The organism is Arthrobacter sp. MYb229, assembly GCF_002975405.1.
Classification (GTDB): Bacteria; Actinomycetota; Actinomycetes; order Actinomycetales; family Micrococcaceae; genus Glutamicibacter.
Genome location: NZ_PCPS01000003.1, coordinates 254,917 through 270,592 on the forward strand (window position 1 = coordinate 254,917; position 15,676 = coordinate 270,592).

14 protein-coding genes and 1 riboswitch are annotated in these 15,676 nt (G+C 64.5%); of the genes, 9 read left to right on the plus strand and 5 right to left on the minus strand.

Annotated elements, in window-relative coordinates:
• The first annotated feature begins 26 nt into the window (after positions 1-26).
• The 3 genes from CQ019_RS11810 (at position 27) to CQ019_RS18760 (ending at position 2,907) form a co-directional block, all read left to right on the plus strand.
• Positions 27-479 carry a Fur family transcriptional regulator gene (locus CQ019_RS11810; protein WP_105569773.1) on the plus strand — a complete coding sequence of 151 codons (453 nt, stop codon included), beginning with the start codon at positions 27-29 and terminating at the stop codon, positions 477-479.
• Positions 480-574: 95 nt separating this feature from the next.
• Positions 575-2,755 (plus strand): catalase/peroxidase HPI, encoded by a 2,181-nt coding sequence (gene katG, locus CQ019_RS11815; RefSeq protein WP_105569774.1) that lies wholly within the window; start codon positions 575-577, stop codon positions 2,753-2,755.
• A 17-nt stretch (positions 2,756-2,772) separates the two neighbouring features.
• Positions 2,773-2,907: a hypothetical protein gene (locus CQ019_RS18760; protein WP_258133994.1), complete on the plus strand. Its 135-nt coding sequence runs from the start codon at positions 2,773-2,775 to the stop codon at positions 2,905-2,907.
• A gap of 3 nt (positions 2,908-2,910) precedes the next feature.
• Here the strand turns inward: CQ019_RS18760 and glpX are convergent, their stop codons facing one another.
• The 5 genes from glpX to CQ019_RS11840 all read right to left on the minus strand — a co-directional run bounded on the left by glpX (position 2,911) and on the right by CQ019_RS11840 (position 7,893).
• Positions 2,911-3,885 (minus strand): class II fructose-bisphosphatase, encoded by a 975-nt coding sequence (gene glpX / locus CQ019_RS11820; protein WP_105569775.1) that lies wholly within the window; start codon positions 3,883-3,885, stop codon positions 2,911-2,913.
• Between the two features lie 85 nt (positions 3,886-3,970).
• The gene (nhaA, locus tag CQ019_RS11825) at positions 3,971-5,248 is read right to left on the minus strand and encodes a Na+/H+ antiporter NhaA (RefSeq protein ID WP_258133997.1); all 1,278 of its coding nucleotides are present in this window, start codon (positions 5,246-5,248) and stop codon (positions 3,971-3,973) included.
• Between the two features lie 594 nt (positions 5,249-5,842).
• Positions 5,843-6,472: a methylated-DNA--[protein]-cysteine S-methyltransferase gene (locus CQ019_RS11830; RefSeq protein ID WP_105569776.1), complete on the minus strand. Its 630-nt coding sequence runs from the start codon at positions 6,470-6,472 to the stop codon at positions 5,843-5,845.
• Positions 6,469-6,969: an RNA polymerase sigma factor gene (locus CQ019_RS11835; protein WP_105569777.1), complete on the minus strand. Its 501-nt coding sequence runs from the start codon at positions 6,967-6,969 to the stop codon at positions 6,469-6,471. Before CQ019_RS11835 ends, CQ019_RS11830 begins: the two co-directional genes overlap by 4 nt.
• A 285-nt stretch (positions 6,970-7,254) precedes the next feature.
• Positions 7,255-7,893, minus strand: coding sequence for a histidine phosphatase family protein (locus tag CQ019_RS11840; RefSeq protein WP_181148450.1), 639 nt, complete (start codon positions 7,891-7,893; stop codon positions 7,255-7,257).
• A gap of 37 nt (positions 7,894-7,930) precedes the next feature.
• Positions 7,931-8,025: riboswitch (SAM riboswitch) on the plus strand.
• 85 nt (positions 8,026-8,110) lie between these two features.
• On the opposite strand from CQ019_RS11840, the gene CQ019_RS11845 reads away from it, so the two are divergent.
• The 6 genes from CQ019_RS11845 to ptsP all read left to right on the plus strand — a co-directional run bounded on the left by CQ019_RS11845 (position 8,111) and on the right by ptsP (position 15,648).
• Positions 8,111-9,478 carry an O-acetylhomoserine aminocarboxypropyltransferase/cysteine synthase family protein gene (locus CQ019_RS11845; protein ID WP_105569779.1) on the plus strand — a complete coding sequence of 456 codons (1,368 nt, stop codon included), beginning with the start codon at positions 8,111-8,113 and terminating at the stop codon, positions 9,476-9,478.
• A complete protein-coding gene (locus CQ019_RS11850) occupies positions 9,478-9,972 on the plus strand; it encodes a CoA-binding protein (RefSeq protein WP_105569780.1) in 495 nt (164 codons plus the stop codon). The genes CQ019_RS11845 and CQ019_RS11850 overlap by 1 nt, the downstream gene beginning before the upstream one ends.
• Before the next feature lie 216 nt (positions 9,973-10,188).
• The gene (locus CQ019_RS11855) at positions 10,189-10,965 is read left to right on the plus strand and encodes a DeoR/GlpR family DNA-binding transcription regulator (RefSeq protein WP_105569847.1); all 777 of its coding nucleotides are present in this window, start codon (positions 10,189-10,191) and stop codon (positions 10,963-10,965) included.
• On the plus strand, positions 10,962-11,939 hold the full coding sequence (locus tag CQ019_RS11860; protein ID WP_105569781.1) for a 1-phosphofructokinase family hexose kinase: 978 nt from the start codon (positions 10,962-10,964) through the stop codon (positions 11,937-11,939). Before CQ019_RS11855 ends, CQ019_RS11860 begins: the two co-directional genes overlap by 4 nt.
• Positions 11,940-11,941: 2 nt before the next feature.
• Complete coding sequence (locus tag CQ019_RS11865; RefSeq protein WP_105569782.1) at positions 11,942-13,957, plus strand: fructose-specific PTS transporter subunit EIIC; 2,016 nt, start codon at positions 11,942-11,944, stop codon at positions 13,955-13,957.
• The gene (gene ptsP / locus CQ019_RS11870) at positions 13,954-15,648 is read left to right on the plus strand and encodes a phosphoenolpyruvate--protein phosphotransferase (RefSeq protein WP_105569783.1); all 1,695 of its coding nucleotides are present in this window, start codon (positions 13,954-13,956) and stop codon (positions 15,646-15,648) included. Before CQ019_RS11865 ends, ptsP begins: the two co-directional genes overlap by 4 nt.
• Positions 15,649-15,676: the final 28 nt, after the last annotated feature.

Sequence of the window (15,676 nt, forward strand, 5' to 3'; positions counted from 1 at the left end):
CAAAATAAATAGGGCAAGCTAGTACCATGACAACATCCGAGGGAATCGAGAAGGTGCTGCGCGAAGCATCGATGCGGGTCACCCGACCGCGCGTCGCGGTGCTCGCCGCGGTGACAGCTCATCCCCACGCGGATACCGAAACCATTATCGAGGCAGTGCGCCAAGAACACCCGCTGGTATCCCACCAGGCGGTCTACGATTCGCTGAAGCTTCTCACGAACCTTGGACTGCTCCGCCAAATTCAGCCCCACGGGCATATCGCCCGGTACGAAACCCGCGTAGGGGACAACCACCATCATGTGGTGTGCCGCAATTGCGGAACGCTGGCAGACGTGGACTGCGCCGTCGGAGCCGCACCTTGCTTGCATGCCTCGGATCACCACGGTTTCAGCATCGACGAGGCAGAGGTCATCTATTGGGGACTCTGCCCGGACTGCCAACAAGCCAAGACAGCGCAGCCGGCTACGGGAACTGTCTGAAAAGAAGTACCGCAAGGAACTAATTTTCGTCTCCGCGGGCCAACGGCGCACGGAGACGGAGTACCAAACCAATCCCTTATCGGAAGGAAGACTACATGTCAGAAACGACTGCAGGTCAGTGCCCAGTAGTAGGAGCCGGACGCGTTCACCCTACCCAGGGTCATGCGAATACCGAATGGTGGCCAAATAAGCTCAACCTGAAGATTCTTTCGAAGAACCAGGAAGCCACCAACCCGCTGGATCCCGACTTCGATTACATCGCTGCCTTCGAGGCGCTGGATCTTGCTGCCGTCAAGGCCGATATTGCCGAGCTGATGACCAAGTCCTACGACTGGTGGCCAGCTGACTTCGGTCACTACGGTCCGTTCTTCATCCGCATGGCGTGGCACGCGGCGGGCACCTACCGCTCGCATGACGGCCGCGGTGGTGCAGGCGCCGGTCAGCAGCGTTTCGCGCCATTGAACTCCTGGCCGGATAACGTGAACCTGGACAAGGCACGTCGCCTACTATGGCCAGTGAAGAAGAAGTATGGCCAGTCGCTGTCCTGGGCAGACCTGATCGTGCTGACCGGCAACGTGGCCCTTGAAGACATGGGCTTCGAAACCTTCGGTTTCGCCGGCGGCCGCAAGGACGTTTGGGAAGCTGACGACGACATTTACTGGGGCCCGGAAAAGGTCTGGCTGGAAAGCGAACGCTACACCGGCGCACGCAACCTGGAGGCGCCGCTGGCAGCAGTCCAGATGGGTCTGATCTACGTAAACCCAGAGGGTCCAGATGGCGTGGCAGATCCATTGGCCTCGGCCATCGATATCCGCGAAACCTTCCGCCGCATGGGCATGGACGACGAGGAAACCGTCGCGCTGATCGCCGGCGGCCACACCTTCGGCAAGACCCACGGCGCCAGCGCCGAATCCCACAAGGGCGAAGACCCGGAGTCGGCTCCGCTGGAGATGCAGGGGCTGGGCTGGAAGTCCACCCACGGCACCGGGCACGGCGATGACACCATCGGCTCGGGCTTGGAAGTCACTTGGACCTACCACCCAACCCGTTGGGACAACGAGTTCTTCCACATCCTCTTCGCCTACGAGTGGGAGCTGTTCTACTCCGAGGCCGGCGCGCAGCAGTGGCGCCCGAAGGACGGGGCAGGCGACGACATGGTGCCAATGGCCCACAACGCAGCCGCACGCCGCGAACCACGCATGCTGACCAGTGACCTGGCGCTGCGCTTCGACCCGATCTACGGTCCGATCTCCGAGGAGTTCAAGAACAACCAGGAGAAGTTCGCCGATGCCTTCGGCCGCGCCTGGTTCAAGCTGACCCACCGCGACATGGGCCCGAAGTCCCGCTACTTCGGCCCAGAAGTTCCGGCAGAGGACCTCACCTGGCAGGATCCCTTGCCGGCAGCACCGGAGGTCACCCTGGGTGACACCGAGATCGCCGCATTGAAGTCCCTGATCGCCGAATCCGGGCTGTCGGTTCAGCAGCTGGTTTCCACCGCGTGGAAGGCCGCAGCAAGCTTCCGCTCCTCGGACAAGCGTGGCGGCGCCAACGGCGGTCGCATCCGTCTGGAACCACAGGTTTCTTGGACGGTGAACCAGCCTGAGCAGCTCAAGCCGGTCATCGCGGCGCTGGAAAGCATCGTTGACGAATTCAACGCGACCTCGGCCGTGAAGGCTTCCTTCGCCGACGTTGTGGTTTTGGCCGGCAACGTAGGTGTCGAGCAGGCAGCGCTGGCCGCCGGCCAGCAGCTAAGCGTTCCGTTCACTCCGGGGCGCGTTGACGCAACCCAGGAGCAGACCGACGTGGAGCAGTTCGCCTGGCTGGAGCCGGTAGCCGACGGCTTCCGCAACTACGATTCGGGCTTCCTGCAGCTGCCTTCCGAGTACCTGCTGCTGGACCGCGCCAACCTGCTGGGCTTGACCGCCCCGGAGACGACCGTGCTCCTTGGCGGCCTGCGCGTACTGGGCAACAACTGGGACGGTTCGAACACCGGTGTCTTCACCGATACCCCGGGCGCGTTGACCAACGACTTCTTCGCGAACTTGTTGGAGCTGGGTCTCGAGTGGACCCCGGACGCCGAGGAGAAGACCTACTCGACCACCGACGGCCGCTGGGTTGGCAGCCGCGTTGATCTGGTCTTCGGCTCGAACTCCGAGCTGCGTGCACTGGCCGAGGTTTACGCCGCGGACGATGCCAAGGAGAAGTTCGCCAAGGACTTCGCCGCAGCATGGGCCAAGCTCATGGATGCCGACCGCTTCGAACTGCGCAATAAGTAGTTTCTAGCCTCATGACAATGGCCGCCACCCCTTGCGGGGTGGCGGCCATCGTTGTTGAATGGGCCTCGAGGGAACGCTTCCAAATCGTTGGCTTGCTGCGACGCCGCCACGCCATTGCGCATGACCGTGCCGCCTTGGTTATTGGGGCTTAGCCGCTACGCCCATTTGCTGGTTGAATGCTCCGCATCGATCACGCGAACCGTTCGGGATTTCGAGCGCATCACGATCGATTGTGTGTGAATAGTCCGCGGCCCGGTCCGCAGCCCCTGCAGCAAGTCACCGTCGGTGATGCCCGTGGCCGCGAAATAACAGTTGTCGCTGCGGACCAAGTCACCGGTGGAATACACCTTATCCATATCCAGGCCCGCAGCCAGGCCGCGTTCGCGCTCTTCGTCGCTGGTTGGATGCATCCGTCCCTGGATAACCCCGCCGAGGGCCTTGATGGCGCACGCGGTGATCACGCCTTCCGGAGAGCCGCCAACGCCCATCAACGCGTCGATGCCGGATCCTTCACGCACCGCCGCGATCGCCGCTGCCACATCACCGTCGACCAGTGCCTTGGTCCGAGCGCCAGACGCATGAATTTCTTGAACCAGATTCTGGTGCCGTTCACGATCGAGCACGCTCACCGTCAACTGGCGAATATCGACTGACTTTGCCTTCGCGATCAACCGCAGGTTTTCCTTCACCGGCAACCGCAAATCCACGTATTCCGCGGCTTCGGGGCCGGTCACCAACTTCTCCATATAGAACACCGAAGAGGCATCGAGCATCGACCCGGCATCGGCGACGGCCAGCACGGACAGGGCATTTTCGAGGCCCATGGCGGTCAGCCGGGTGCCATCGATCGGGTCGACTGCCACATCGCATTTCGCGCCCTCACCGGTGCCCACGCGTTCACCGTTGAACAACATGGGTGCCTGGTCTTTTTCGCCCTCGCCGATCACCACGGTCCCGTCGAAACGCACCGAGGAAAGCAGCGAACGCATCGCGTCCACGGCGGCCCCATCTGCGCGCAGCTTGTCCCCCGCCCCCACCCACGGGCCAGCGGCAATTGCCGCCGCTTCGGTCGCCCGCACCAGCTCCAAGGCCAGGTTTCGGTCGGCATGCAGAGAAGAAATATCAGGCATCAGATCAACTGCTTTCTACTACGTGGGCCCTTGCAGGACCTAATTTTTGAACCACAGGCAGGCTCCGGGGCAATAGCCTTCGACGTTATGCCGAAGAAGATGAGTCTGCGCGGTACTTCCGGTTACGCACTGCGAGGATCAGGGCACCAATCACGGCGGCAAGCAGCGAGCCGCACAGCACCCCGACCTTGACATACTGCGCTTCGGCACCGTCTGAGCCAAAGGCAAGTTCACCAACCAGCAGCGAGACCGTGAAGCCGATTCCGGCGACGAAGGCCATCCCGAGCACGTCCACCCACTTGATCGACCGGTCCAGCGTGATCCCCGGAATCCTCGTGACCAGGAAGGTGGAGGCGGTGATGCCAATGGATTTACCCAGCACCAGGCCGGCAATGATGCCTATGGCCACCGGGCTGAGCAGTGACTCGGTGAGCCCCGACAGCCCTCCCACGGCCACGCCCGCGGCGAAGAACGCGAACACGGGGATGGCGATCACCGATGAGGGTACGCTCCAGCGGTCCGCAAAATGCGCCGCCAACCCGTCATATACGGGTTGGCCCTCTTTGGTCGTGCCGATCTTCACTCGCGCCCGCGACGTCGCGACCACCGGGACCATGAAACCTAGCAGCACCCCGGCCACGGTCGCGTGGATACCCGAAGCGTGCACCAGCGCCCACACCGCGATACCTAGCGGCATCAGGATCCACCACGCACGCACGCCGCGCTGCACGGCGAGCGCAAACACCAACAGCGGAATCACGGCCAGCGCCAGCGGCAGCCACGCTAGATCGTCGGTGTAGAAGATCGCGATGATCGAAATCGCCAAGAGGTCGTCAACTACCGCCAGGGTCAGCAAGAACGTGCGGAGCGCCGGTGGGAGGAACTTTCCGACTACTGCGATAACCGCGACCGCGAAGGCAATATCGGTGGCGGCAGGAATCGCCCAGCCGTTGATCGCGTCGCTCCCGGAGCTGGTGATCACCCACGCGTAGAACAGCGCCGGCAGGGCTACGCCGCCGACTGCGGCAGCGATGGGGACCAATGCGGTGCGCGGGTTGCGAAGCTTGCCGACAACGAACTCTTCCTTCAATTCCAGGCCGACCACGAAGAAGAAGATTGCCAGCAGCCCGTCGGCTGCCCACGTGCCTACCGAAAGATTCAGGTGCAGTGCCTCGGGGCCGAAGGTGAAGTTCCGTAGATCCTCATACCAGGACGCGGCAGGGGAATTGGCAAGGATCAGGGCAGCAACCGTTGCGCACAGCAGCAACAAGCCGCCGACCGAGTCTTGCTTTAATGTTTGGTGGATTCCACGCCAGATGGAATGGGGTGCTTGACGGATAACGTCGGAAGAAGGGTGCGACAAAGTAAGGTGTCTTTCTCAGAAGTGGAATGCGGGCGCGAAGGCGCGCGGAATCCACTGATCAAGAAAGAGAGTAGAGAGCCGCGCAGATTAGGAGCGCGGTGGTGGACAGCCGGCGATTTCGCCATGGGCGTTGGTTCCCCAGGAACTCATCCACCCGTTAGTGCCGCTAGCCCGTTTGGTCAGCAATTTTGAGTTCGGGAACACGGCAGCGATCAACCGCTGCACGTGGGACGAAACCAAAAAGGACATGCTTCAACACTAACATGAACCGGGCAGGCAGCGTTTGGAATACGCCACTAGTGCGGGGCCAGAACAGCCATAGAAAACCTGTTGCCCGGCCCCGAGGTGGAGGCGTTTTGCAGCGGGGTTCGCTGCTGAATAGTTCCTCGTGTTGCTGACTTGTCAATCACTCACCCGAGCACCGCACCGTCGGAACTGAAGGGTGGGGTCGCGTACGCCACCACGCCGATGCTCTTCACTGCGCGGGGCGCCATGCCGCTTGCCGGCTGCAGCGCCTGCCCCGTCAGCCACGGCGACTGCGGCCGACGACCAGCACCACCCCTAGGCCCGTGCGGCCCGTCTCCGGGGCTCGGGCTAGAAAAGGACCGGGGCGTCCTCTGAACGATCCGGATTTTCCATCCGGAGCAGGTAGGTCTTGGTCTGCAGCCCACCCAGATAGCCGCCGAGCGAACCATCGGTGCGCAGGACTCGGTGGCAGGGCAGGACGATGGGCAGCGGATTGGTGGCGCATGCCGATCCAACCGCGCGCACCGCCTTGGGCTTGCCGAGCCTTTCGGCCATCCGGGCATAGCTCCAGGTTTCGCCGTAGCCTATCTGGCTCAGTTCCAGCTGGACTTGCCTGCGGAATTCGGTCGAGAGGCGCAGGTCCAAGGGCACTTCGAATTCCTGCCGTTCCCCGGCAAAGTACTCTTCGAGCTGCCAGGCGGCATTGTCCAATTTTGCTGGCGCGCGCAAGATCCGCGCACCCACTTTGTCGGACAGGATGTCGAGGATCGATTCATGCCCCTCGCTTTCGAAGGCGACCCGAACCAGCCCCACCTCCGTGCAGGCCATGAGCAGCCGTCCGATAGGCGAATCGACTACCCGATAGGCGATATCGATCAACTGCCGCTCCCCCGCGCTGCGCTCCAGGCGCGTATGGAGCTCACCCAGCAGCTGTGCCTCGGATGAGGTCGGGTTGGAGTCTGGAGTTTGCGTGTTCATCGGTCGCCTCCTGGCAGTTGATCCTGCGACAGGTGGGTTCGCAGGTTCTTGATTCCGTCGGCTGAAGCACGCCGGGCAGCATCCGCGCTGCCGGAGAGAATCTCAGCGATTTGGGCATAGCTGAGCCCACCCAGATAACGGTAGGCCACGACCAGCCGTTGCTTTTCGGGCAGCAGCTTCACCGCCTGCCACAGCTCCAGGTTTGCCACGTGGTCCTCCGCGCTGGTTTCGGTCGATACGCGTTTGGGCGGCTCGACCTCTGCCTGGCTGAGTTCTGGCTTGTGCCGGCGGAGTTCATCGATGGCCCTGCGGTGGGCGATGCGCACCAGCCACGCTTGGACATTCGCCTCCTCATCCAGCTCCGGGTACGCCTTCAGCGCGGAGAGAAACGTTTCGGACCAGGCATCCTGTGCGCGGTGTTCATCGAGCAGGGCGCGGCAAACCCGAAGGACGCTCAGCCCGTGGGCCTGGACGATGCGTTCAAATGGTTGTTTCATGCTGCTCCTGATTCGGTGCTGTCACCATGTAAACGTACCGCCGCGATGTTTTGTGAGGTTTTGTGAGGTTTTTTCTTTAAGCGAGATTCTCCGCAGTAGCCTGGCGGTGGTGGAGCAGCGCCGGCCCGGTACCGGGCAGAGAACCGGGAGGAACCGCTTGGTGCATCCGGCGTTTTTCCGTGCATGCGTCCGTTTTAATCCAGGCTGGCTCGGTTGCGGCTCCAGGCTGGCTCGGTTGCGGCTCCAGACAGCGCCAGGTTGCGCGGAGTTGGGTGGAAAACGAGCTTAGCGGGCGCCGGCAAGATCGTGTTCCTGGACGAGCTCGGCGAGCCGGTCAAGGTTGACCGGAATGACTTCGCCATTTTCAACGCCCCGCTCGGCTCGGGTCCCGGCGAGCGCGTCGCGGGTGATGCGCATGGCGGCGCCGTGGCTGACCACCAGCATGCGTCGGCCGGGGTTTGCCTGAACCAGCTCGGTCAACGCGAGCAGCATCCGCTGCAGCACCAGTTCACGGCTCTCGGCTTGTCCCGCCAGCGCAGCCGCTTCCCGCTCGGTCACTTCGATCATGACCCGCCCTTCGAGCGGACCGAAGCCTCGTTCAACCGCCTGAGCAACCGGGGCACCGGTGTCGACGCCGAGTTCGGCGGCGATGAGCGCGGCGGTCTCCTGGGCGCGGGACAGCGGGGAGGCGAGCACCAGATCCCAGCCGTCCCCCATGAGCGCTCGCCCGGCCGCGCGCGCCTGTTCACGACCGGTCTCGTTCAGCTCGATGTCGGTGCGGCCCTGAAGCCGACCCGCAAGATTCCAGTCGGTCTGCCCGTGTCGTACCAGTGCTAGCGCGGTGTCCATAATTCGAGCATAGGGTAATCGCGCAACCGCACCCGAATCGGCCTGCGCCTTAACCTTCGCAACCTTAGGACTCATTGTTGGGTCATCCCGGGACATGTTGACAGACTATTACTTACCATCCCGAGCGGCCGAGAGATCTGGTTTGATGACGCCGCAGCAACCTGCCACAGCCGGTGGATCAGGTGCTACCGCCAGAACCGATGGAGCTGCTTTCCACTGAATCCCAGGGGTTAAGCGACATTGATCCGGGATTCCTGCCGAAGACCCAGTCGACAAGGAGTCGTAAGCCACCATGGCCGACCACAAGTTTGGATTCCGCACCCGCGCGCTACACGCGGGCGGCACCCCCGACGCCGAGCATGGCGCACGCGCCGTGCCGATCTACCAGAGCACCTCATTCGTCTTCAAAGACACCGATGATGCGGCGAACCTTTTCGCCCTGCAGAAATACGGCAACATCTATTCGCGCATCGGCAATCCCACCGTGGCGGCTTTCGAGGAACGCATGGCCTCCCTCGAAGGCGGCATCGGCGCGGTAGCCACCGGCTCCGGCATGGCAGCCGAGTTCGTCACCTTCGCGGCGCTGGCACAGGCCGGAGACCACATTGTGGCCTCCTCCAAGCTCTACGGCGGCACCATCACCCAGCTGGACGTCTCCCTGCGCCGCTTCGGCATCAACACCACCTTCGTCGATTCCAACGAGGCGGCCGACTTCGAGGCTGCCATCCAGGAAAACACCAAGGCCGTCTACACCGAGATCGTGGCGAACCCCTCCGGCGACATTGCAGACCTGAAGGGCCTGGCCGAGGTGGCGCACCGGCACAACCTGCCGCTGGTGGTCGACTCCACGCTGACCCCGCCGTACCTGCTGCGCCCTATCGAGCACGGCGCGGACATCGTGATCCACTCGGCTACCAAGTTCATCGGCGGGCACGGCACCACCTTGGGCGGCGTGGTCATCGAGGCCGGCACCTTCAACTGGGGCAACGGCAAGTTCCCCACCATGACCGAACCGGTGCCGAGCTACGGCAACGTATCCTGGTGGGATAACTTCGGCGAGTACGGCTTCCTGACCAAGCTGCGCAGCGAACAGCTCCGCGATTTCGGTCCCTCGCTGCCGGCCCAGTCGGCCTTCCAGCTGCTGCAGGGCCTGGAGACGCTGCCGCAGCGCATGGACAACCACCTGGCCAACGCGAAGCAGATCGCCGCGTGGCTCGAAGCCGATGACCGCGTCAGCTATGTGAACTACGCGGGCCTGGAATCCCACCCCCAGCATGAGCGGGCCACCGAATTGCTGCCCCTGGGCGTCGGTTCGGTCTTCAGCTTCGGCGTGAAGGGTGGACGCGCGGCGGGCACCAAGTTCATCGAGGCATTGCAACTTGCCAGCCACCTGGCGAATATCGGAGATGCGCGCACCCTGGTGCTGCACCCGGGCTCCACCACGCACCAGCAGCTGAGCGCCGAGCAGATGATTGCCGCCGGCGTTCCGGAGGACCTGATCCGCTTGTCGGTAGGCCTGGAGGACGTCGAAGACATCATCTGGGACCTTGACCAGGCGCTGAGCGCCTCGCAGGCACAGGCCGCGGCCGAACAGCTCGACATTCCCACCTATGACGGCGCCGCCTGCGCCGTGCCAGCCGCTTCGAAGGGAGCGAACTAATGAGCATCGAAGAACGCACCTGGCAGGCGCCCGGCGCGGCCGAACGCCTGCAGATCCTGCGCGATACAAAGGTCATCGCCATCGTTGGCGCCTCGAACAAGCCCTCGCGTGCGAGCTACTTCGTCGCCACCTACCTGCTGTCCTCCTCGAAGTACACGGTGTACTTCATCAACCCGGTGCTCGACGAGATTCTGGGCCAGCCGGTCTACAAGTCGCTGGCAGACCTGCCGGAGACCCCGGATCTGGTTGAGGTCTTCCGAAAGCACGATGACCTTCCCGGCGTACTGGATGAGGCCATGGCGGTGGGCGCGAAAACGCTGTGGCTGCAGCTTGGCTCCTGGCATGAGGAAGTCGCCGCACGCGGCGAGGCGGCGGGCTTGAACGTGGTCATGGATCGTTGCGTCAAGATTGAGCATGCACGCTTCCACGGCGGCTTGCGCCTGGCCGGATTCAACACCGGAGTCATTTCTTCCAAACGCCAGATACTGGCGTAGAGCTCGGCTTAATACCTCAATCGGTGGGATCCCTCTGCGGAGGGATCCCACCGATTTTTGTCTTTTAAACAGACACTTTTAAACAGAAAACCCCACGCAATCAAAGATTAATCCACAATATTTTTGGATTTCATCTTGACTACCCCACACAAACGGGCATAAAGTCATGGAAACACAGATTCATGTGTTGTAGGTCATGACTTCATGGAGGCGCAGATGTTTGCCGAGGAAAGACACCGGCTAATCACGGATCAGCTGGCGAGCGCCGGGAAAGTAACCGTCGCTCAGCTGGCCCAGCGCTTCGAGATCACCGCCGAAACTGTCCGCCGCGATCTGGCCCAGATGGAATCAGAGAACCTCTTGCGCCGCGTGCACGGCGGTGCGGTCGCGGCCAGCGAGGCGAGCACCCGCGAGGAAAGCTACGTGGCACGCACGGCCATCCACGCCGAAGCCAAAGCCCGGATTGCCCAGCGCGCGTTGAGCCTGCTCCCGGTCTCCGATGCCTCGGTCATTCTCGATGCGGGAACCACCACCGAAATTCTCGCCGAACGCATGGTGAAAACCAACGCAGGTTCGGGGCTCGTGGTGATCACCCACGCGCTGCCGATCGCCACGGCGCTGGTGCAAAGCCCAGACATTGCCTTGGAAATGATTGGCGGACGAGTTCGCGGAATCACCGGTGCCAGCAGCGGAGCACGCACGGCACAGGAGTACTCCAACTACCGCGCAGACATCGCCTTCATCGGAACCAACGGCCTGCATGCCGGCTTCGGGCTGAGCACCCCGGACCCATTGGAAGCCGCCGTCAAAACGGCGCTGGTCGCCAGCGCCCGCCGAGTGGTCCTCCTGGTGGACTCATCAAAATTCGAGCAGGAAACCCTCGTCCGCTTCGCGCGGCTGGACCAGGTGGACACGATCGTCACCGATTGCGCCCCGGAAGCCGAGCTGTCCCGCGCCCTCGAACTAGCCGAGGTAGAGGTAGTGATCGCATGATAATCACCCTGACCTGCAACCCGGCCTTGGACAAGACCATCGAGCTGCTTGATCCGCTGGCGCACGGAGCCGTGCAACGCGCGGCCAGCAGCCACACCCAAGCCGCCGGCAAGGGAGTCAACGTTTCCCGGGGGATCGCGATCGCCGGCGCCCAGACCCTGGCTCTACTCCCCGGGGCCACCGATGACCCCTTGATCGCGGCGCTGCGCGGCGACGGACTTGAGTTCAAGGCGCTGCCCATCGATGAGCCCTTGCGCACCAACGTCACCATCACCGACCCGGATGGCACCACCACCAAGATCAACGAATCGGGTCCGGTGCTCACGGCCGAGTCGCTGAGCGCATTGAGCGCGCTGGTGCTCGAATCCGCTGCCGGAGCCCAATGGGTGGTGATGGCCGGCTCGCTGCCCCCGGGTGCACCCGCAGAATTCTACGCCCAGCTCACCGCGGCACTGCGCGATTCGCTCGGGGTGAATTGCCCGAAAATCGCCGTGGACACCTCCGGTGAACCGCTGCGCCAGCTCTTTGCCCACGGCCCAAGCCACGTTCCGGATCTGATCAAGCCAAATGCCGAGGAATTGGCCGAACTGGTCGGTTCGCAACTCACCGAGGAGCAGCTCGAGGCCGACGCGGAGCTGGCCGCGAGCACCTGCCACGACCTGCTCGAACGCGGGGCCGGCGCGGTGCTTGCCACCCTCGGAGCGCACGGCGCCGTGCTGGCAACGGGCCAGGGCGCCTGGCATGGCTGGCACCAACCGATCACCGCCCGCAGCACCGTGGGCGCCGGAGACTCTTCGCTGGCAGGCTATCTGCTAGCGGCTACCTCCGGGGCAGCACCGGATCAGTGCCTTGGCTCCGCCATCGCCTACGGCGCAGCGGCGGCATCGCTTCCCGGCTCAACCATTCCCGCACCATCCGATCTCACCGTGGACGCCGTCACCGTTCTCGCACTCACCCCAAGGCAAGGATCATAGCTATGAGCGACCTGATCACCACCCAGCTCGTCACCCTCGACGCGCACTTGGGCACCTCGACCACCGAGGTCATCAACCATCTGGCAAATCTGGTGGCCCAGGCCTCCCGCGCCACCGACGCCTCGGCTTTGGCCGAGCATGCGCTGGCCAGAGAAGCCAAAACGGCAACCGGCGTCCCCGGCGGCATCGCGATCCCGCACTGCCGTTCGGCGGCAGTAACCATCCCGACCCTGGCCATGGCGCGCCTGGCCACTCCGGTGGACTTCGGTGCCAAGGACGGCCCCGCGGATCTGATCTTCTTCATCGCCGCCCCGGAAGGCGCCGACAAGGATCATTTGAAGCTGCTCTCCAAATTGGCTCGCGCGCTGGTCAAGAAGACCTTCACCGGCGCCCTGCGTGAAGCCAAGAGCGACGAGGAAATCGTCGCACTGGTTTCCGCGGTGATCTCCGATAGCCCCACGGCGCCCGCCGCGGCGGCCGCCGCACCTGCCGAGCAGCCCGAAGCGCCGGCTGCTACCGCGAAGGCCTCCAAGATCGTTGCGGTCACCGCCTGCCCCACGGGCATTGCGCACACCTATATGGCGGCCGACTCGCTGGCGCAAAGCGCCGCGGAGCTCGGCATCGACTTCGCCGTGGAAACCCAGGGCTCCTCCGGCTCAACCGCCTTGGACCCGGCGGTGATCGAAGCCGCCGACGCGGTGATCTTCGCGGTAGACGTGGATGTGCGTGACCGCTCGCGTTTCGCCGGCAAGCCGGTGATCCAGGTTCCCGTCAAACGCGGCATCGACGAGCCGGAAAAGCTCCTGCAGGATGCCATCGCCGCGGCCACCGACCCCAACGCGCGCAAGGTTCCCGCCGGCACCGCCGCCGCGGAATCCGAACAGGGCGGCGGCAAGCAAGGCTTCGGCGCCGACCTGAAGCGTGCACTGCTCACCGGCGTCTCCTACATGATCCCGTTTGTCGCCGGCGGCGGCTTGCTGATCGCCTTGGGCTTCCTGCTCGGCGGTTACGACATCACCGACGTGGCCGATCAGTACCTGGCGGAAACTACGCTGTTCAATCTGCCTGACGAGGGGCTCCTGGCCTTCCTCGGCGCGGTCGCCTTCAAGATCGGCGGGTTGTCCATGGGCTTCCTGGTGCCGGCGCTGGCCGGCTACATCGCCTACGCCTACGCCGACCGTCCGGGCATCGCCCCCGGTTTCACCGCCGGTGCGGTGGCCGGGTTCATGGGGGCCGGCTTCCTCGGCGGTATCGTCGGCGGCCTGATTGCCGGACTCGCGGCACGCTGGATTAGCTCGTGGAATGTTCCGCGCTGGCTGCGCGGCTTGATGCCGGTGGTGATCGTGCCGCTGCTTGGCTCGATCATCGCCTCGGGGCTGATGATCCTCTTCCTTGGCGGCCCGATCGCAAAACTCACCGAAGCCTTGAACTCATGGCTTTCGGGCATGTCGGGCACCGCCGCGGCAATTCTTGGACTGATTCTCGGCCTGATGATGGCGGTGGATCTGGGCGGACCGGTCAACAAGGTCGCTTACTCCTTCGCCGTGGCAGGGCTGGGAGCCGGCTCGATTACCGATAACCCGGCACCGCTGATGATCATGGCGGCGGTTATGGCCGCGGGCATGGTTCCACCACTGGCCATGGCGCTGGCCACCGCGGTCTCCCCGAGGCTCTTCACCGGGGCCGAACGCGAGAACGGCAAGGCGGCCTGGCTGCTCGGTGCCGCGTTCATCTCCGAAGGGGCAATCCCCTTCGCCGCGGCGGATCCGCTGCGCGTCATCCCGGCCTCGATGGTCGGCGCCGGGGTCACCGGTTCGCTGATCATGACCTTTGATGTGGTCAGCCAGGCACCGCACGGCGGAGCCTTCGTCTTCTTCGCGATGAACAACACCTGGCCGATGTTCTTGCTGGCAACGCTCATCGGCACGCTGGTTTCCGCGGCGCTGGTGATCATCTTGAAGAAATTCGTCCGCAAGTCCGCGACGCCGGGCGTAGAGAATGCGAAGGTCGGCGCATGAGCACCCACAGCGTAGAAAAGTTCTCCGGCGTCGGGGTCAGCGCGGGCCGGGTCATCGGCACCGTGCGGCGCATGCCCGATCCGATCAGCGCCCCGGCCGACGGCGCCCCGTTTGCCCCGGGGGCCAGCGTGGAGAGCGAAACCGCCCGCCTGGCCGAGGCCACCGCGGCGGTCGCGGCCCAGCTGAAGGAACGCGCTGTGCATGCCACCGGAGACGCGCAAGCGGTGCTCAAGGCCACCGCGCTGATGGCCAGCGACCGCAGCCTGCTGAAGTCTGCGACGAAGCTTGTCGCCTCGGGCACCTGCGCCGAATCCGCGCTCTGGGAAGCCGCCGACGCGGTGGCCACCCAGCTTGCGGCGCTCGGCGGCTACATGGCCGAACGCGCCGGCGACGTGCTGGATGTGCGGGCGCGCATCGTGGCCCAGCTGCGCGGGGTCCCCGCCCCGGGAATCCCCGATTCGGACGAGCCCTTTGTGCTCGTTGCGGTGGACCTGGCGCCGGCGGATACCGCCACCCTGGATCCGGCCAAGGTCTTGGCGCTGGTCACCAGCGACGGCGGACCGCAGTCCCACACCGCGATCATCGCCCGCTCCCTGGGCTTGCCTGCCATCGTCGCGGCGAGCGAGACCACCGCGCTGCATGATGCGGACCGGGTGTATGTGGACGGCATCGACGGGCTGGTGGTGCGCAACCCCACCGAGGTCGAGGTCGCCATCGCGCGCACCTACGCCAACCGCGAGCAGCTGCCGAACTTTGACGGCAGCGGCGTGCTGGCCGACGGGCACCGCGTCCCGCTGCTGGCCAACGTCGGAAGCGGCGAGGACGCGCAGGCGGCCGCCGCGGCCGGAGCCGAAGGCGTGGGCCTGCTGCGTACCGAGTTCTGCTTCCTGGGACGCGAAAAGGAACCTTCCCACGAGGAGCAGGTCGCGGCCTACGGTGCGGTCTTCGCGGCGTTTGCGCGGCAGAAGGTCGTGGTGCGCACGCTGGATGCCGGCGCCGACAAGCCATTGCCATTCCTCACCGATGCCAGCGAGCCGAACCCGGCCCTCGGGGTGCGCGGCTACCGCACCGATACCACCAGTCCCGGCGTGCTGGCCCGCCAGCTCACCGCGATCTCCGAGGCGGCCGCCGCCCACCAGGCCGAGGTCTGGACCATGGCCCCAATGATTTCCACGCCCGCCGAGGCCCAGGATTTCGCGGCGCTGGTCGCCGAGGCGGAGCTGCCCACCGCCGGGGTGATGATCGAGGTGCCCTCGGCCGCGCTGTTGGCCGAGCGGATCCTGGAACGCTGCGATTTCGTCTCCATCGGAACCAACGACCTGACGCAGTACACCATGGCCGCCGACCGGCAGCTGGGTTCGCTGGCGGAACTCAACGACCCCTGGCAGCCTGCGGTGCTGCACATGGTCGCGGCCACCTGCGCCGGGGCGCAAGGCGCCGGGGCCAAACCGGTAGGCGTGTGCGGTGAAGCCGCGGCAGATCCCGCGCTCGCGGTGGTGCTGGTAGGCCTGGGAGTCAGCACGCTGTCGATGAATAAACGTGCGCTCGCTCCGGTTGCTGCGGTGCTTCGCACCGTGGACCTGGCGGCCGCGCAGGATTTGGCACGCCTCGCCCTGCGGGCGGCCTCGGCGGAAGAGGCTCGCGCTCTGGTGCGCGCGCAGCTGCCCGAACTCGACCGTTTCGGACTGTAACCGAAGACCTAAGTACTTTAAGCTTACG